The sequence below is a fragment of the Flavobacterium facile genome (genome assembly GCF_036321945.1).
Taxonomy (GTDB): domain Bacteria; phylum Bacteroidota; class Bacteroidia; order Flavobacteriales; family Flavobacteriaceae; genus Flavobacterium; species Flavobacterium facile.
The window spans coordinates 206,180-224,029 of record NZ_JAZAYT010000031.1 but is presented as its reverse complement, the minus strand read 5'-3'; the positions used below and the strand labels follow the sequence as shown (position 1 = coordinate 224,029).

The following is a 17,850-nucleotide window of genomic DNA, read 5'->3' as shown; positions in this document are numbered from 1 at the left end:
TTGTTTCAGAATCTAAAATAATAATCAAGAATCTGAAACAAGTTCAGATTGACAAATCATTCTTTAATTTATTTTTTAATTTTCTCTAAATCGAATAAGAAAGCAAATTCTTTCGCTAATTCTTTCAATGCTTCGAATCTTCCTGAAGCTCCACCGTGACCAGCTTCCATATTCGTATCTAAAAATAATTGTTTGTTGTTCGTTTTCATGACTCTTAATTTTGCTACCCATTTGGCTGGTTCAAAATACTGTACTTGCGAATCGTGTAATCCTGTTGAAACATACATGTTTGGATAAGCTTGCGCTTTTACTTGATCGTATGGCGAATAAGACAACATGTAGTCGTAATATTTTTTCTCGTTTGGATTTCCCCATTCGTCATATTCTCCAGTTGTTAACGGAATAGAATCGTCTAACATGGTTGTAATTACATCCACAAAAGGAACTTGTGCAATCACACCGTTGTATAATTCTGGATTCATGTTTACAATCGCACCCATTAATAAGCCACCGGCTGAACCACCTTCCGCATATAAATGTTCGGCAGAAGTATATTTTTCAGCAATTAAGTATTTACTACAATCGATAAAATCGGTAAATGTGTTTTTCTTTTTTAATAGTTTTCCGTTTTCGTACCATTCTCTTCCTAAATCTTCTCCACCGCGAATGTGAGCGATAACGTAAATAAATCCTCTGTCCATTAAACTCAAACGCGTACTAGAAAAATAAGGATCCATTGACGAACCGTAAGAACCGTAAGCATATTGTAATAATGGGTTTTTACCGTCTTTTTTGATGCCTTTTCTGTAAACCATACTCATTGGAATTTTTGTTCCGTCAGTAGCTGTAGCCCAAATTCTTTCTTCTATGTAATTGTTTTTGTCGAATTTCCCACCTAAAACTTCTTGTTCTTTTAAGATGGTTTTTTCTTTGGTTTTCATATTGAAATCAATCACAGATGACGGAGTTGCCATAGATTGGTAGCCGTAACGTAAAATGTCTGTATTGAAATCTACGTTTGAAGTCGTGTAACATGTGTAGGTTTCAATGTTAAAAGGCAAGTAATAATCGCCCGAAGCATCCCATGGTTTAATTTGAATTTTGTTTAATCCGTTTGAACGTTCTTCAACCACTAAATAGTTTTTGAAAATTTCGATGCCTTCTAATAAAACGTCTTTTCTATGTGGGATCAAATCCGTCCAATTTTCTTTTGATGTAGCATTTTCAGCCGTTGTCATTAATTTGAAATTGGTCGCTTTGTCCGCATTCGTTAAGATGTAAAATTTGTCTTTATAGAAAGAAATAGAATATTCTAATCCACGAGTTCTTGGTTGAAAAATTCTGAAAGTGCCATCAGGATTGTCTGCTTCTAAAATTTGGTATTCGGTTGTAAGCGTACTTCCAGAACCAATTATCATGTATTTCTTCGATTTTTCTTTATAAACAAATGTGTTGTAAGTATCATCTTTTTCATGAAAAACTAAAACATCTTCGGCAGCATTTGTGCCTAATTTATGTTTGAAAACTTTATCAGATCGTAAGGTTTGTGCGTCTTTTCCCGTGTAGAAAAGGGTTTTATTATCTGTAGACCAGCTTGAACCACCAGTAGTATTTTCGATTTTGTCAGAAAGGATTTCGCCTGTTTCTAAATTTTTAATTTGAATAGTATATTGTCTTCTAGAAACTAAATCTAAACCAAAAGCCACTAATTTATTGTCGCCACTTACACTCATTCCGCTTAAATTGAAATAAGATTGTCCTTTTGCCATTTCATTGCAATCGAATAAAATTTCTTCTTTGGCGTCTAAACTTCCTTTTTTTCTAGCGTAAATTGGATAGTCTTTACCAGTTTCAAAACGCGTGATGTACCAATATTCGTTATAAAAATAAGGAACAGAACTATCGTCTTCCTTAATTCTAGCTTTCATTTCTAAGAATAAATCGTCTTGAAATTGTTTGGTATGCGCTGTAGATTTTTGGTAATATTCGTTTTCTTTATTTAAATAATCAATCACTTCCGGATTTTCTCTTTCATTTAACCAATAGTAATTATCGGTTCTCACATCTCCGTGTTTTTCTAATTTTTTAGGGATTATTTTCGCTACAGGCGGTTGCATCTTATTCATTTTCTTCTTTTTGTTTTGTGAATGTAATTGTATGCTAAATATCAGTAAAACTGATGCTAAGATTATTTTTTTCATAGTAGTAGTTTTGGTTTTTGAAAATTATTTTAACTTGATTTCAAACATTTTATCCCAATCTTTCCCAGTAACAAATACAGTTTTTGTTGTTGGGTTGAAGGCGATTCCGTTTAAAACTTGATCTCCTTCTGATAATGTTTTTTTATTTTTTGTTTTCAATGCTGAAAAATCAATGACAGCTTCTACAGCACCGTTTTCAGGATTGATGATAACTACCGCATCTTTTTGGTAAATGTTGGCCCAAATTTTTCCGTCAATCCATTCTAATTCGTTTAATTCTGAAATAGCATTCGTATCAGAATATACGTTAATAGAACGTGCCAATTTTTGAGTTTCAGGATTTAAAAAGTAAATTTTATTAGTTCCATCGCTCATTATTAAATGTTTGTCGTTATGCGTTAATCCCCAACCTTCGATATCTGCGAAATAATTGAATGTTTTTTCTTGAACGAAAGTATCAGCATTATAAATAAAACCAACTTTATTTTTCCAAGTCAATTGATAAATTTTACCATTAAAAACGGTTATTCCTTCTCCAAAATAATCAGGTGATAATGGTATAGATTTAGAAACGTTACCCGATTTATAATCTGTTTTTCTTAAAGTTGATTCGCCGTTTTGTCCAGTTCCTTCTAATAAAGTTCCATTGTAAAACTCTAAACCTTGTGTATAAGCGTTTGAATCGTGATTATATGTATTCAAAATCGTATAATCTTTAGTTTCATATAATTTTGGAGTAATGTTAGAAATCAATTCAAAAGACGTTAAACATTCTACATTTTGACCTTCATAATAAACAACTGCTTTGATATCTTGAACCCCAAATTGTAATTTGTCTAATTTAAAGTTGATGATTTTATTATTTGCAGATGTACCTAATTTGATATCATTTGAATAATAAACTACTGAATCAATTGTGGTGTTTTCTGCGTTTTCTACACTTAAATTTACACTTTCATTCGGTTTGTAGACTTGTTTTAGGTCTTTTGAAGCTATAGAAAATAATTTTTCTGTGTTGCCGCAATTATATAAAAGAGCACTTAATGATGTGATTATTAGTAAGTTAATTTTTTTCATTTCCGTAAATATTAATACTACAATATTACAATTTATTTTAAACTAATTTTTGATTTGCAAAAATAATAAAAGATTGTATATTTGCACCGGCAAGTCCTACACGACCAGCTCCCTCAAAATCCTCCAGGGTGGGAACGCAGCAAAGGTATGTGGTTGTAGCGGTGCGATGTAGGTCGCTTGCCATTTTTTATTTTACTTCGCTTCATAAAATTCTTATAAAATTTATTGGTATAAAACTTTTTTAATTAGATTTGTATTGTCTTAAACCAATACAAATGAAAAAGTTATTACTACTACTTACAACTTCAGTCTTTTTACTGGGTTGTTCTTCAAAAAAAGCTATTGTTACTCCAAAAAAGGTTGTTGATGTTTCAAAATACATGAACACTATTAATGAAGCTAGTTTATCTAAAAATCTTCACGTTATTGCTTCTGATGAAATGGAAGGAAGAAATACAGGTGAAGCAGGTCAGAAAAAAGCAGGTTTATATATTATTGAGCAATACAAAGCGTTAGGGATTAAAAATCCTCCAGGTTCAACTGATTTTTACCAAAAAGTACCTTCAGAATTCATGAAAAAAGGGTTTTCTCCAAAATTGGGAGACTCTGAAAATATTTGGGCTTTTATTCCAGGTGCAGAAAAACCAGAAGAAGTAGTTATTATTTCTGCACATTATGATCATATTGGTATGAAAAATGGCGAAGTTTTTAACGGCGCTGACGATGATGGTTCAGGAACTGTTTCATTAATTGAAATCGCAAAAGCTTTCGCTGAAGCTAAAAAAGAAGGTCACGCTCCAAAACGTTCAATCTTATTTTTACATGTAACTGGTGAAGAACATGGATTACATGGTTCAAGATATTATTCTGAAAACCCTTTATTTCCTATAAAAAATACTGTTGCCGATATTAATATTGATATGGTAGGTCGTAGAGATACTATTGGAACTCATAAAGAGAATGGAAAATATATATATGTTATTGGTTCTGATAGGTTAAGTTCTGAATTACATTCGATAAATGAAGAAATGAATACGAAATATGTTGGATTAAATTTAGATTATACTTTTAATGCTAGAAATGATCCAAATCAGTTTTATTTCCGTTCTGATCATTACAACTTTGCAAAAAAAGGAATTCCTTCAATTTTCTTTTTTAATGGTGTGCATGAAGATTATCATGGGCCAAACGATACAGCTGACAAAATTGAATACGATTTGTTAACAATGCGTGTGAAATTAGCCTTTACTTTAGCTTGGGAATTGGCAAACAGAGAAAATAAAATTGTGGTTGATAAAGACGGAAAATAATGCAATTACTACTTCTGAACGGACCTAATTTGAATTTATTAGGACAACGAGAAACTTCAATATATGGAAATCAAGATTTCGATTCGTTTTTTAAGGAGTTGAAATCTCAATTTCCAACCTTGCAATTAGAATATTTTCAATCTAATGTAGAAGGGGAAATCATCAATAAATTACAAGAAGTTGGCTTTACTTATGATGGAATAGTTTTGAATGCAGGCGCTTATACGCATACTTCTGTGGCTATTGGTGATTGCGTAAAAGCGATAACTTCACCTGTAATAGAAGTTCATATTTCTAATACTTTTTCAAGAGAAACATTTCGCCATCAATCTTATATTTCTCCAAATGCAAAAGGGGTGATTATTGGTTTTGGTTTGCAAAGTTATACATTGGCTTTGCAAAGTTTTTTATAACTAATGCAACCTTTTTGAATTAAAAATCGTCTATAAAATTAGAATCTAATACCTATAATAAAAATGAAAAAAACCAACCTATTTATTATTGCTTTTTTTGCAATGATTAGTATTTCTTTCGCGCAAATAAACGAGAACAGAGTTGTCGGAAATTTTACAGCAATTAAGGCGTCAACTAGTGTAAATGTAATGTATACGCAAGGTGCAACCCAAAGTGTTGTGGTTAGTTGGGAAAAAGATTTGATGAAATATTTAAAAGTCGAAGCAAAGAATAATATTCTGAGAATTTATATTGATAACGATAAGTATTTTAAAAATATTGACACGAGTAAATTACTTGTTTCAGTTACGAATAAAGGAATTGGAAGTGTTACGGTAAGTTCATCTGCAACTTTTTCAATTAAAAACAATTTAAATGTTAGTCTGTTAAAAATAAATACTTCTTCAAGTGGTGATTTTTCAGGAAATGTGACTTGTAATTCCATTTTTATAGACGCTTCTTCAAGTTCAAATGTGGCTTTAAATTTGTCAACTCAAGATATTGCTGTAAATTTAAGTAGTAGTTCTACTGTCGATTTAAAAGGTAAAACAAACAATTTAGCGATTGATGCATCAAGTTCTTCAAATTGTGACGCGAAAGAGTTACAAGCAAATGTTGTTCAAGTTTTAGCAACTACTTCTTCAGAAGTTAATGTTTTAGCATTAAAAGGTTTAGACGCTACTGCTTCTACAAGCGCATCTATAAAATATTATGGAAAATCAGATAAAGTAAAGGTTACTGAAAGTACTTCAGGTTCTGTGGAACAAGTAAAATAAAATAAATTATTAAGAAATTTCTGTAACAAAAAATAATAAATGTGTACATATACCTAATTATTAACATTAAATATTAAATGCCACTTATGAAATTTAAATTATTATTCGCCTTAGCACTAATTACAAGTTTTTCATTCGCTCAAATTAGAGGGAAAGTTACAGATTCAAATGGAAACGCTTTGCCTTATGCAAGTGTAACTGTTGAAAAAACTTATATCGGAACTTCTTCAAATGAAAATGGAGAATATGAATTAAACATTAAAAAAACAGGTACTTATACCTTAGTTTTTCAGATTTTAGGTTACAAAACTCAAACGATTACCAAAGAAATTACTTCTTTTCCAACAGTAATAAATGCTACTTTATCAGATGAACAATATTCAATTGAAGAAGTGGTAGTTAAAACTAGCGAGAATCCTGCTAATGGAATTATAAGAAACGCCATTGCTAATCGTAAAAAAAACACCGATAAAACAGATAAATTTGAGGCTGATTTTTATTCTAGAGGAATCTTTAGAGTAAAAGATATTCCGAAGAAATTCATGGGTCTTGAAATTGGAGATTTAGAAGGAAACCTTGATTCTACTGGTGCTGGAATTATCTATCAATCAGAAACTGTTTCTAAAATTAAGTTCGAAAAACCAAACAATTTAAAAGAAGAAATTTTAGCAAGTAAAGTCGCTGGAAACGATAATGGATTCAGTTTTAACACCGCAATTAATACCAATTACGATTTTTATCAGAATACGATTAGTTATAATATTCCGATGATTTCGCCAATTGCTTCTAACGCTTTTACGTATTACAAATACAAAATAGAAGACACCTTTACAGATAGTTATAATAATTACATCTATAAGATTAAAGTCATCCCAAAACGTGATAAAGAACCTGTTTTTGAAGGTTATATTTATATTGTTGATGATTCGTATGCTGTTTATGCTGTTGATTTAGATATTAAAGGCAAAAGAGCACAACAAGAAATTTTAGAAACTTTAAAAGTGGTGCAGAATTACAATTTTAATCCAGATACTAAAATGTGGGTTAAAAGTTTGCAATCGTTTGATTTTAAAGCAGGAGTTTTTATGATGAAATTTAACGGAAAGTTTACACATGTTTTTAGTAATTATAAGTTTGTAGATAGTTTTGAGAAAAAAACTTTTGGAAGTGAAGTGGTAACATTTGCAGAAAAATCGAATAAAAAAGATGATTCTTATTGGTTAGAAAGCCGTCCGGTGCCTTTAACAGAAGAGGAAACTACCAATTATATCAAAAAAGACAGTGTTTATAAAGTTCGAAATTCTCAAGTATATTTGGATTCTGTTGATGTGATTTCAAACAAGTTTAAATTGTCTAAAATCATTATGGGTTATACTTACAAAAATAGTTTTAAAGACAAACGATTTAATTATCAAGGTTTATTTAATTTGTCTTCTTTTAATTTCAATACAGTTCAAGGATATCATATTGGTTCTGGATTTTCGTATTCAAGTTATAATGAAGAAAAACAAAAAAGTACTTCAATTACTTCCGATTTTCAATACGGATTTTCAGATAAAAGAGTAAGGCCAACTGCCGGTTTTTATCACAAATTCAACAATACAAATGATGCTTATATTCGTCTAGCTGGAGGAAATAAAGTCAATCAATTTAATAGTTCTGAGCCAATTTCAGGGATTGAAAATTCGGTAAGTTCATTAGTTTTTAAAAATAATTTCATGAAACTATACGAAAAGGAATTTATTGAAATTGGAACGGGTAGAGAAGTAGCAAACGGTTTGTTTTTAAATGCGAATTTAGCTTACGAAAACAGAAAACCTTTGTTTAATACAACTGATTTTGCTATTAATAAAACAAGTGATATTTACAGTTCGAATAATCCGTTAAATCCAAATTCTGATGCTGTTGCAGCAATTAAGGAACATCATTTGACGAAATTTAGTTTGAGTTCACGAATTGTTTTCGGTCAAAAATATATTACAAGACCAGACGGGAAAATGAATATGAATGAAGGAAAATATCCAAGTTTAGGTTTTACTTATACAAAAGCATTTCTAGCTACTGCAAAAGGTTACGAATATGACTTTTTAGAAGCTCGTTTAAATTATAAAAAAACATTAGCAAATAAAGGTGATTTACAACTAAATTTGAAAGCAGGTAAGTTCTTTAACGCGGATAATATTTCTTTCGCAGATTACAAACATTTCAACGGAAATCAAACGCATATTAGAATTGATGGTCAGTACAATACAAGCTTTAATTTATTGCCATATTATACGCAATCTACCAATAATCAATATTTCGAAACACATGTAAATTATAACGACAATGGTTATTTTATGAATAAAATTCCTTTGTTAAATAAATTAGGTTGGAATTTTGTATCAGGATTTCATCAACTAGCTACTTCAGATAATAAACCTTATCAAGAAATGACTGTTGGTTTAGATCGAATTGGTTTTGGAAAGCTTAAGATTTTCAGAGTTGATTTTGTTAGAAGTTTTCAAGGTGGAGTTGCTAAAAACGGCTTGATGTTCGGATTAAAATTTTAAAAAAAAAATATCAAAGAATAATTAAAATAAAAAACCTCGAAATTTAATTGCTTCGAGGTTTTTTGTTTGTTAATTAGTGTAGTTTATCCTAAAACCACTAATTTATTATCGCCGTCAACTACAACTTTAGTTAAGCCGTGTTTTGCTAAAGCTTTCATGGCAGCATCCCATTTTTTTCCGCTTAACGCTGACTTTTCTTTCAATACACCAATTGGTTGGTTGTTTTCTTTTTCTAATAAAGAAACTATGAATTTTTCATCTTCTGTTAATTCAAAAGTAACTTTTTTCTCCGGACGCATTTGTGGGAAGAATAAAACTTCCTGAATTGACGCGTTATTTGTTAAAAACATAATTAATCTATCCATTCCAATTCCTAAACCAGAAGTTGGTGGCATTCCGTATTCTAATGCGCGTAAGAAGTCTTCGTCAATAATTCCGTTCGCTTCGTCATCACCTTTTTCGGCTAAAGCCATTTGAGCTTCAAAACGCTCACGTTGGTCAATTGGATCGTTTAATTCAGAATACGCGTTGGCAATTTCTTTTCCACAAACCATTAATTCAAAACGTTCCGTTAAATCTGGATTGTCACGGTGTTGTTTACATAATGGCGACATTTCTTTAGGATAATCAGTGATGAATGTTGGTTGAATATAATTTCCTTCGCATTTAGCACCGAAAATTTCATCAATCAGTTTTCCTTTACCCATCGTTTCATCCACGTCAATTCCCATTCCTTTAGCGGCTGCAAATAATTCTGCTTCTGTTTTTCCAGAAATATCAAAACCTGTGAAATCAATGATAGATTGCGTCATAGTCACTCTTGCATATGGCGCTTTAAAACTAATTTTATGCTCACCAAAAATAGCATCTGTGGTGTCGTTTACTTTCGTAGCACAATATTCCAAAAGGTTTTCGGTAAATTCCATCATCCAATTGTAATCTTTGTAGGCTACATATATTTCCATTGCGGTAAATTCAGGATTGTGCGTTCTGTCCATTCCTTCGTTACGGAAGTTTTTAGAAAATTCGTACACACCATCAAAACCACCAACAATTAATCTTTTTAAGTATAATTCGTTTGCAATTCTCATGTATAATGGAATGTCCAAACTATTATGGTGTGTCATAAACGGACGAGCCGCAGCTCCACCAGGAATAGATTGTAAAATTGGTGTTTCCACTTCCATATAACCACTTTCGTTAAAGAAAGATCTCATGGCTGAGAATAATTTTGTTCTTTTTACGAAAACTTCTTTCACTTGCGGATTTACAACTAAATCTACATAACGCATACGGTAACGTAATTCCGCATCGTTAAAAGCATCGTGAACATTTCCGTCTTCATCTGTTTTTGGAAAAGGTAATGGGCGTAAGGTTTTACTCAAAAAAGTAAAATTATCTACTCGAATACATTTCGCTCCAACTTGTGTAGTGAATAATTCGCCTTCAATTCCAATAAAATCTCCTAAATCGGTTAATTTTTTAAAAACTTGGTTGTATAATGTTTTGTCTTCACCTTCGCAAATCACATCTCGGTTAAAATAAGCTTGTATTCTTCCTTCGCTGTCTTGTATTTCGGCAAAAGCAGCTTTTCCTTGATCTCTTACACTCATTAATCTTCCAGCAACTACCACCTTTTTTCCTTCTTCAAAATTTTCCTTTATGGTTTTTGAAGTGTGTTTTACAGGATATAAATCTGCAGGATAAGGGTTGATGCCTAAATTTCTTAAGGCTTGTAATTTCTCTCTTCTAATGATTTCTTGTTCGGAAAGTTGCATAATATTTTATATTTTAAGAACGCAAAGATAGGTAATAGAAATATAGTTTCAAAGTGAGAATTTTTTAGCATAATTAATTCAAAATTGTATCTTTGGGAAAAATAAAAAAAACAATGAAGAACATAAAATTTGTAATTGTGTTTTTAGTGGCAACTTTATTTGTGAGTTGTAATATTACTGAAAAAATGACAATTAATTCTGATGGAACTGGGAAGGTTTCTTATAATTTTAATATGTCAAAATTTGTAGAAACGATTTCGAAAATGGGAAGCAAGGAAAAGGAATCTGCAAAAGCAATTTTTTCCGATTCTGATAAGGATATTGACAGTACTTTTCATTTTAAAGATTTTAAAGAAATGGCAATTAAAAAAGGAGATACTTTGACTCCAGAGCAAATTGTTATGTTTGAAAAATTAGAAAAATTCTCTGTTCATTCAGTTATGAATAAAAAGAATGGACAAGCTTATTTTGAATTATTCGGTTCATTTAATAATGTAGATGAACTTAATAATATGGAATCTCCAACATCAACTTTGCAAAAAGCTACAGGAAAAAGTGGCGACCCAATGTCTGGAATGGGGGGAATGTTCAACGATACAAAAACTACTTTGACTTTTAAAGGGAATTTATTTTCAAGAAGTGTAGTGAAAAAAGAAATAGTTGTAGATACTTCAGCTTATGAAAGTGAAGACATGTATGAAGATTCAGATACAACAGCTTATGTTGAGGATTCGACTTATGTTTATGAAGATTATGCGGATTCAACGATGGTTGATACAGCTTATGTTGAAGATTATTCAGATGAGGAAGTAATAGAAGAGGAAAAAGTTAGTAAAGCCGATTTGAAGAAAATGAATAAAGAGTTCAAGAAAGTTGGTAAGGTTATGGAAAAAGGTTTTAAAGATTCTAAATATGTTCTTGAATATACATTTCCTAGAAGAATTAAAACGGTATCTGTGAAAAATCATAAATTGAGTAAAGATAAAAAAACTGTTTTTATTACTTTTCCTATTGATGAATACATGAAAGCTCCAGAAAAACTCAGTTTTACAATTGAACTTGAAAATCAATAAATACAGATAAAAAATTGCGATTTATTTTCATTTGTTAAAAATAAATTGTGTCTTTAAATTATGAACAAAAAAATTCAACTTCTCGATTTAGGAAATAAAGATTATAAAGACACTTGGGATTATCAAGAAGAATTATTTGCGGCAATTGTCGATTTAAAAATTCAGAAAAGAAATAATCCAGAAATTGTTACGCCAAATTATTTCTTGTATGTGGAACATCCACATGTTTATACTTTAGGTAAAAGTGGTGATTTTTCCAATTTGTTACTTTCTGAAAAACAACTGACAGAAAAAGGAGCAACTTTCTACAAAATAAACAGAGGAGGAGATATAACTTATCATGGTCCTGGTCAAATTGTAGGGTATCCTATTTTAGATTTAGAAAATTTTTTCACAGACATTCATAAATACCTTCGTTTTTTAGAAGAAGCCATTATTTTAACTTTAGCTGAATACGGATTAAAAACAGAACGCAGTCCTGGTGAAACAGGGGTGTGGTTTGATGTAGGCACACCATTTGCTCGAAAAATTTGTGCTTTAGGTGTTCGAGCTTCTCGTTGGGTAACCATGCATGGATTTGCTTTAAACGTAAATGCCGATTTAGGTTATTTTGACAATATTATTCCATGCGGTATTCGTGGTAAAGCAGTAACCTCAATGCATGTAGAATTAGGAAAACGAGTTGATGAACAAGAAGTGAAAGAGAAAATTCTAAAACATTTTTCTGCTTTATTTGAAAGTTCATTTATTTAGGTTTCTATAAATCTAAACTCAATTGTTCTGGTAATAATCTAAATGTTTTTCTGTGGTATTTAGTTATACCGTATTTTCTAATGGCTTCTCTATGTTCTTTTGTAGGATAGCCTTTGTTTTTCTTCCAATTATACATGGGGAATTCTTCGTGGATTTTGTCCATAAAATCATCACGGTATGTTTTTGCTAAAATAGAAGCTGCGGCTATGCTCAAAAATTTTGCATCGCCTTTTATTATGGAAGTACTTGGAATTGATTTTAATATTTCAATTTCTTCTGGTAAAAAAATCTTTCCACAAGTTTGTTTCATGCCTAATTTTCCATTTATAGGTCGGTTTCCATCTACAATAATAAATTCTGGGCGTGTTTTTAGATTCAAAACACTTTCTTGCATAGCTTTCATCGATGCATTTAGGATGTTTATTTCATCAATTTCATCATTTTGAATATGTGTAAATGCAAAATCAAACAAATTTTCTATAATTGGTCTTAGTTCAAAACGTTTTTTTTCAGTGAGCTGTTTGGAATCATTTATGGATTCAAATACGAATTGTTCTAATTTTTTTCTCTCCTTTGTTAAGGTAAGGTTAGGAGATTGTAAAATAATTGCAGCAGCCGTGACTGGCCCAGCTAAACAGCCTCTGCCTGCTTCATCAGTGCCACATTCAATTAAAATTTTGTTATAACATTTCTTTAACATAAAATATTTTTTACAAAAATAAATTATTTTAACGCAACCTTTAACACTTTTTTGCATCTATTGTATAGTTGTTTCGGCAATCTGATTTTTTTAGCTAAAAAAATTTAACACAATTAAATTGATAATATTCCGAAGTATTATTTGTTTATTTAAGAAATTATTAAGAAGTTTGCGGAATAACTAACTCAAATAAAATTAATATGAGATCGAAGTTCAAATGGATTTTTACGCTTTTAGTAGCGTTTACAATGCAGTTTTCTTTCGCACAACAGAAAACTGTTACAGGTACAGTAACAAGTGAAGGCAAAGCTTTGCCTGGTGCTACTGTAAGTATTGCGGGTACCAAATTAGGTACTCAAACTGATGAGAATGGTAAATTCTCAATTAAAGCAAGCCAAGGTGATGTTTTAGACATTGCTTTTTTTGGAAAAGTTTCTCAAACGGCTACAGTTGGTGCTGGTAATGTTGTTAATGTAGTTTTAACTTCATCTTCAGCTACTGATATCGAAGTTGTTCAAGTTGTTGGAGCTTTAGGTATTAAAAAGAGAGTTGATGCTCAGACTTCAGCAGCTCAGTTAGTAAAAAGCAAAGAGCTTACACAAGCTGCAAACCCTAACGTAATTCAGTCATTAGCTGGTAAAGTTTCTGGTTTACAAATTAATATGACTGCTAATGGAGTTAATCCTACTAGTAGAATCGTATTACGTGGTAGTAGATCACTTACTGGTAACAATGAAGCGTTAGTAGTTATTGATAATGCAATTTCATCAGCTACTATTTTGTCTCAAATGTCACCAGATTTAATTGAAACTATTAACGTAGTTAAAGGTCAGCAAGGTGCTGCTTTATATGGTGAACAAGGTTCAAATGGTGTAATTGTTGTTACTACAAGAAAAGGTAGTAAGTCTTCTAAAATTGAAGTGTCTTTAAATACTTCTGCTGATTTTCAAAATATTTTATTCTTGCCAAAAAAACAAGAGAAATATGGACAAGGTTGGGGAGTAGGAAATTATGATTTCAATTTTAATGACCCAACTGATCCGCGTAATGGGAATACTCAATATTCTCCTTTTGAGAATGGATCATGGGGACCTTCTTTTTCTGATCCAGCTTGGGCTGGTACTCAAGTTCCTGTTGGTTTACCACAGGCAGATGGTTCTTTGATCACAGATACTTGGAAATCAAGAGGGTATGATAATGTTAAAGATTTCTTCAGAACAGGTACTGTTTTCCAAACAAATATGTCTGTTAATGCAGGTTCTGAGGATGGATACACAATGTTTAACTACGGTAGACAAGATACTGATTTTGTTGTTGAAGGTGATAAATTGAAAAGAAATACTTTCATGTTTAAAGCTGGAAAAAGAGTAAAAAGACTTAAGATGGATGGTTCTGTTCAGTACACCAATCAAGTTGTTACTCAGACAGATTCAAATTTAATTGATGAATTATTACAAACTCCAACTAACGTTGATTTAAATAAATTCAGAAATTCAGGAAGTGCACATAACTTTTCGGCTTATGCATTAAACCCATTTCAAATTATCAAACAAAAAAGATTTGATGATAAGACTAATAACTTTAATGGTAACTTACAGTTGAACTATGAAATCAATAAGAATATTTCTGCGACTTACAATGGTAATATTCAGTTAAATTCTATAATTTCTACACAACATAATGATGGATTTAAACAAGATTACGTATTAGACTTTTCTTCTATTTTAAATTCACCAACTTATAATGGAGAATTATATTCTGCTGCAGGTGGGTCTGATCAATATGAAGTATCTAGCTATTATATTACAACTAATTCAACTAGAAATTATTATGGTGATTTAATGTTGAATTTTGATTACGATTTATCAAAAGATTTAAATTTGAAATTTAATATTGGTAACAACTTACAAGAACAATATAATTTATTTACTCAACAAGGTGGTAAAAATTTAGAGATTGAAGGTTGGTATAATATTAAAAACGTGGCTAAACCAGACACACCAAGTTCATTGTCAAATGGGTATGCGTTAAGAAGACGTGCTTCAGGTTTTGCTAATGTTGATTTAGATTATAAAAATTATTTATTTTTAAATTTAACAGGACGTTATGAAAGATCATCAGCAGCTCCTAAAGCATTTTTCTATCCTTCTGCTGGTATCTCATTTGTTCCAACAAAAGCATTTGAATCTTTAAAAGGTAAAACTTTAAATTATGCTAAAGTATATGCTAACTACGCTAAAGTTGGTAGTGTTTCTGCTATTAATACTTATGGTTTAACAAATGTTTCTCCTGGTGCTAATGGTTTTCCATTTAATAATGGAAACGTAGATATTTTTGGATTTAATCCAAGAACAGCTGGGGTGACTCAAACAATTCAACCAGAATTTGTAATTTCTAAAGAATTAGGTCTTAATTTAGGTTTATTTAATGATAGAATTACTTTAGAAGGTACTATTTATCAAAATGATACTCAAAAATTAATTACAAGAGCTACAACATCTTCTTTTTCTGGTTTATTAGCTAACCAAGATAACATTGGTAACTTACGTAATACTGGTTTCGAAGTTGATTTAGGAGTAGTTCCATTTAGAAGTACAGACGGTTTTAACTGGAGTTTTAAAACAGGATATACACATTATGAAACTATTGTGAAATCTTTAAATCCTGGTGTTACTGAAGTTGCTTTAGCGAGTGGTACTGGTGTAGGTATTTATGCGGTAGTTGGAGAACAATTTCCTTTAATTAAAGCAACTGAATATCAAAAAGATGCTAATGGAAACATTATTGTTGGTTCTAATGGTATTCCATTAATTACTTCTACTTTACAAAAAGCAGGTAAAGTGAATCCTGATTTTATTATCAATTTCTCTAACACTTTTAGTTATAAAGGTTTTAGTTTAACTGCAGTTGCAGATTACAGAGCAGGTAATAGCGTTTATTCTCAAACTTATAACCGTTTATTTTTCTCAGGAAGTGATTTAGGTTCAGGTGATGTAGATAGAGAAAATGGTTTTGTAGTACCAAATTCAGTTTTTAATTCAGGTACACCTTCTGTTCCAAATTATGTTACAAATACAATAGCAATTGCTCCAGGAAATTTACCAACTTGGGGAGCTACAAATGGAAATGTAGGAAGTTTATCAGTTGTTGATGGATCTGTTGTTAAGATTAGAGAAATTGCTTTAGCATATTCTATTCCTGCTAAAATGTTGAAAAATTCTGGAATTACTTCTATGAAGTTTGGTGTTAATGCAAGAAATCCATTTATTTTCTTTGTAAACAACGGTAATGGTATTAAAAACCAAGGTTATACAGATCCAGAAGCTTCATTTACAACTGGTAATGGACAAGGTATTTCTAATTTAGGACAATACCCAGCTACTAAAACGTATGGAGTTTCATTAAACTTAACTTTTTAATAAAATATAATATGAAAAATTTAAAAATAATAGTTCCTGTTTTAGGTTTGTTATTTGCATCATGTGATAATTATTTTGATGTAAATACAAATCCAAATGAACTTTTAACAGCTCAAGGTTTACCTACACAGTTTTTACCTGCTGCTGAATTAGGTCAGTTTAGAATTCAATCTAATACGATGAATCGTTTAGGATTATTGTTTTCTAATGCTACTGGTGGAAACGTTCAGTCTTATGCAAGTCCGTTCAATACGGAATTTAGTTTGAATTTATCTACTTCTTCTTATAGTGGTATTTTTGAAGGTTTGGCTGTTAATTCAAGTAATTTCCAAAAAATTATTGATTATAATGATCCAGATAATAAATATGTAGGTTGTAAAGCTATTGCGAAAATTTACAAAGTATATAATTTACAATATTTAGTGGATTTGTATGGAAATATTCCTTATAGTCAAGCATTTCAAGGTGATGCTAATTTAACACCTGCTTATGATGATGATCAACAAATTTATAAGAAGTTATTGATTGAATTAGATGAAGCAAGAGTTTTACTTGCAGATCTTCAAAGTAACGTGTATCCTAATAATTCAGATTTAGCTAATTTGGATATTGTTTTAGGTGGTGATTATTTAGCATGGGAACAATTTGCTAACACTATTGAGTTAAAAATGTTATTACGTATGTCTAAAACAACTGGAGCTACTGCTGCATGGAGAGATGTTCGTTTAACAGGTTTAGCTGGTAAGTCTTTTGTAAGTCAAGATATTACAATTAATCCTGGTTTTAATAATTCTACAGATTCTCAAGTGAATCCATTTATTACAGCTTTTGGTTGGGATGCTGCTGGTAACACAACTAATAGAAATCTTTTTTGTGCATCGGGTCATATTGTAAAGGCTTTAAATCCTTATACTAGTGTTAATTATTCTTCTCCTGCTGCTCAAGAAGTAGTAGCTGGAAGTGGTGTTTTTTATCCTAATGTGTTAGACCCTAGAAGATCTAGATTGTTCTCTTTTGCTGGTACTTCACCAACATCTTATCAAAAAGGGGTGACTCAAGGTTCTACTGCACCAGATGTATATTATCCAAGTCCATCGGTTACTTCTACTGGTCAACCAAGTAAATTTTCACCGTTCTTTTTTAATCCACATTTTCAAGTTGCTCCTGGAAATGCATCTGGATTACCAAATACTAATGTTGGAAATTTTTATGCTAATGTTGATGGGTATATTATGACAATTGCTGAATCTTATTTTTTACAAGCTGAAGCAGCTCATTTAGGAGCAACAACTTCTCCTGCTTATGCGGTATTAGGTTTAGATGCTAGTGCGTCATTTAATGCAGGTGTTACTGCTACTATGTCTCATTATACTGCTGCTATAGGTACGTATTTAACAACAATTAATACTAAACCTAACTTTGGTTATAATGCTGCATTTACACCAGCTCAAAACTATCATGCAATTATGTTTCAAAAATGGATTGCATTATTAAATTCAAATGCAATTGAGTCTTATTTAGACAATACAAGAACAGGTTATCCTTTAAATCCAATGCCAATTGGAACTACAAGAACAAAAAGACCTTACCGTTTATTGTATCCAACTTCAGAATATATAGCTAATGCTAATAATGTTCCAAATGTATCAATTGATAACATTTTTGATATTACTAATAAATATGTTCCTTTCTGGTTACAAGGTGATCCAGCTTTAGGACAATAATTAAATTATTGTTTACATAAATTAAGAACCCCGA

Annotated in this window: 12 protein-coding genes and 1 other RNA gene; 9 read left to right on the top strand and 4 right to left on the bottom strand. The window is 31.0% G+C overall.

The window, feature by feature from the left end:
- Positions 1-68: 68 nt before the first annotated feature.
- Both UEQ13_RS07585 and UEQ13_RS07580 read right to left on the bottom strand, forming a co-directional pair.
- Positions 69-2,126 (bottom strand): S9 family peptidase, encoded by a 2,058-nt coding sequence (locus tag UEQ13_RS07585; RefSeq protein WP_407934653.1) that lies wholly within the window; start codon positions 2,124-2,126, stop codon positions 69-71.
- A gap of 99 nt (positions 2,127-2,225) precedes the next feature.
- Positions 2,226-3,278: a glutaminyl-peptide cyclotransferase gene (locus tag UEQ13_RS07580; RefSeq protein ID WP_329805740.1), complete on the bottom strand. Its 1,053-nt coding sequence runs from the start codon at positions 3,276-3,278 to the stop codon at positions 2,226-2,228.
- Between the two features lie 87 nt (positions 3,279-3,365).
- Between UEQ13_RS07580 and ffs the strand changes: the two genes are divergently transcribed.
- The 5 genes from ffs to UEQ13_RS07555 all read left to right on the top strand — a co-directional run bounded on the left by ffs (position 3,366) and on the right by UEQ13_RS07555 (position 8,369).
- Positions 3,366-3,463, top strand: an RNA gene (gene ffs, locus UEQ13_RS07575) — signal recognition particle sRNA small type.
- Between the two features lie 90 nt (positions 3,464-3,553).
- Positions 3,554-4,588 carry a M28 family metallopeptidase gene (locus UEQ13_RS07570; protein ID WP_329805739.1) on the top strand — a complete coding sequence of 345 codons (1,035 nt, stop codon included), beginning with the start codon at positions 3,554-3,556 and terminating at the stop codon, positions 4,586-4,588.
- Positions 4,588-5,001 (top strand): type II 3-dehydroquinate dehydratase, encoded by a 414-nt coding sequence (aroQ, locus tag UEQ13_RS07565; protein ID WP_329805738.1) that lies wholly within the window; start codon positions 4,588-4,590, stop codon positions 4,999-5,001. The genes UEQ13_RS07570 and aroQ overlap by 1 nt, the downstream gene beginning before the upstream one ends.
- A gap of 63 nt (positions 5,002-5,064) precedes the next feature.
- Positions 5,065-5,817 (top strand): head GIN domain-containing protein, encoded by a 753-nt coding sequence (locus UEQ13_RS07560; protein ID WP_329805737.1) that lies wholly within the window; start codon positions 5,065-5,067, stop codon positions 5,815-5,817.
- An 86-nt stretch (positions 5,818-5,903) separates the two neighbouring features.
- The gene (locus UEQ13_RS07555; protein WP_329805736.1) at positions 5,904-8,369 is read left to right on the top strand and encodes a DUF5686 and carboxypeptidase regulatory-like domain-containing protein; all 2,466 of its coding nucleotides are present in this window, start codon (positions 5,904-5,906) and stop codon (positions 8,367-8,369) included.
- An 83-nt stretch (positions 8,370-8,452) separates the two neighbouring features.
- On the opposite strand, the gene lysS is transcribed toward UEQ13_RS07555, so the two are convergent.
- Positions 8,453-10,147 (bottom strand): lysine--tRNA ligase, encoded by a 1,695-nt coding sequence (gene lysS, locus UEQ13_RS07550; RefSeq protein WP_329805735.1) that lies wholly within the window; start codon positions 10,145-10,147, stop codon positions 8,453-8,455.
- Positions 10,148-10,260: 113 nt separating this feature from the next.
- On the opposite strand from lysS, the gene UEQ13_RS07545 reads away from it, so the two are divergent.
- Both UEQ13_RS07545 and lipB read left to right on the top strand, forming a co-directional pair.
- Positions 10,261-11,220: a hypothetical protein gene (locus UEQ13_RS07545; RefSeq protein WP_329805734.1), complete on the top strand. Its 960-nt coding sequence runs from the start codon at positions 10,261-10,263 to the stop codon at positions 11,218-11,220.
- 60 nt (positions 11,221-11,280) lie between these two features.
- Positions 11,281-11,973 carry a lipoyl(octanoyl) transferase LipB gene (lipB, locus tag UEQ13_RS07540; RefSeq protein ID WP_329805733.1) on the top strand — a complete coding sequence of 231 codons (693 nt, stop codon included), beginning with the start codon at positions 11,281-11,283 and terminating at the stop codon, positions 11,971-11,973.
- 4 nt (positions 11,974-11,977) lie between these two features.
- On the opposite strand, the gene UEQ13_RS07535 is transcribed toward lipB, so the two are convergent.
- Positions 11,978-12,673 carry a ribonuclease HII gene (locus UEQ13_RS07535; RefSeq protein ID WP_329805732.1) on the bottom strand — a complete coding sequence of 232 codons (696 nt, stop codon included), beginning with the start codon at positions 12,671-12,673 and terminating at the stop codon, positions 11,978-11,980.
- Between the two features lie 200 nt (positions 12,674-12,873).
- Here UEQ13_RS07535 and UEQ13_RS07530 point away from each other — a divergent pair, with 200 nt between their 5' ends.
- Both UEQ13_RS07530 and UEQ13_RS07525 read left to right on the top strand, forming a co-directional pair.
- On the top strand, positions 12,874-16,092 hold the full coding sequence (locus tag UEQ13_RS07530; RefSeq protein ID WP_329805730.1) for a SusC/RagA family TonB-linked outer membrane protein: 3,219 nt from the start codon (positions 12,874-12,876) through the stop codon (positions 16,090-16,092).
- Positions 16,093-16,103: 11 nt separating this feature from the next.
- Positions 16,104-17,816: a SusD/RagB family nutrient-binding outer membrane lipoprotein gene (locus UEQ13_RS07525; RefSeq protein ID WP_329805729.1), complete on the top strand. Its 1,713-nt coding sequence runs from the start codon at positions 16,104-16,106 to the stop codon at positions 17,814-17,816.
- Positions 17,817-17,850: the final 34 nt, after the last annotated feature.

What these genes read in the sequence shown, in the direction of transcription:
- UEQ13_RS07585 (WP_407934653.1), bottom strand. Translation starts at nt 2,126, where the DNA reads ATGAATAAGATGCAACCGCCTGTAGCGAAAATAATCCCTAAAAAATTA.
- UEQ13_RS07580 (WP_329805740.1), bottom strand. Translation starts at nt 3,278, where the DNA reads ATGAAAAAAATTAACTTACTAATAATCACATCATTAAGTGCTCTTTTA.
- UEQ13_RS07570 (WP_329805739.1), top strand. Translation starts at nt 3,554, where the DNA reads ATGAAAAAGTTATTACTACTACTTACAACTTCAGTCTTTTTACTGGGT.
- aroQ (WP_329805738.1), top strand. Translation starts at nt 4,588, where the DNA reads ATGCAATTACTACTTCTGAACGGACCTAATTTGAATTTATTAGGACAA.
- UEQ13_RS07560 (WP_329805737.1), top strand. Translation starts at nt 5,065, where the DNA reads ATGAAAAAAACCAACCTATTTATTATTGCTTTTTTTGCAATGATTAGT.
- UEQ13_RS07555 (WP_329805736.1), top strand. Translation starts at nt 5,904, where the DNA reads ATGAAATTTAAATTATTATTCGCCTTAGCACTAATTACAAGTTTTTCA.
- lysS (WP_329805735.1), bottom strand. Translation starts at nt 10,147, where the DNA reads ATGCAACTTTCCGAACAAGAAATCATTAGAAGAGAGAAATTACAAGCC.
- UEQ13_RS07545 (WP_329805734.1), top strand. Translation starts at nt 10,261, where the DNA reads ATGAAGAACATAAAATTTGTAATTGTGTTTTTAGTGGCAACTTTATTT.
- lipB (WP_329805733.1), top strand. Translation starts at nt 11,281, where the DNA reads ATGAACAAAAAAATTCAACTTCTCGATTTAGGAAATAAAGATTATAAA.
- UEQ13_RS07535 (WP_329805732.1), bottom strand. Translation starts at nt 12,673, where the DNA reads ATGTTAAAGAAATGTTATAACAAAATTTTAATTGAATGTGGCACTGAT.
- UEQ13_RS07530 (WP_329805730.1), top strand. Translation starts at nt 12,874, where the DNA reads ATGAGATCGAAGTTCAAATGGATTTTTACGCTTTTAGTAGCGTTTACA.
- UEQ13_RS07525 (WP_329805729.1), top strand. Translation starts at nt 16,104, where the DNA reads ATGAAAAATTTAAAAATAATAGTTCCTGTTTTAGGTTTGTTATTTGCA.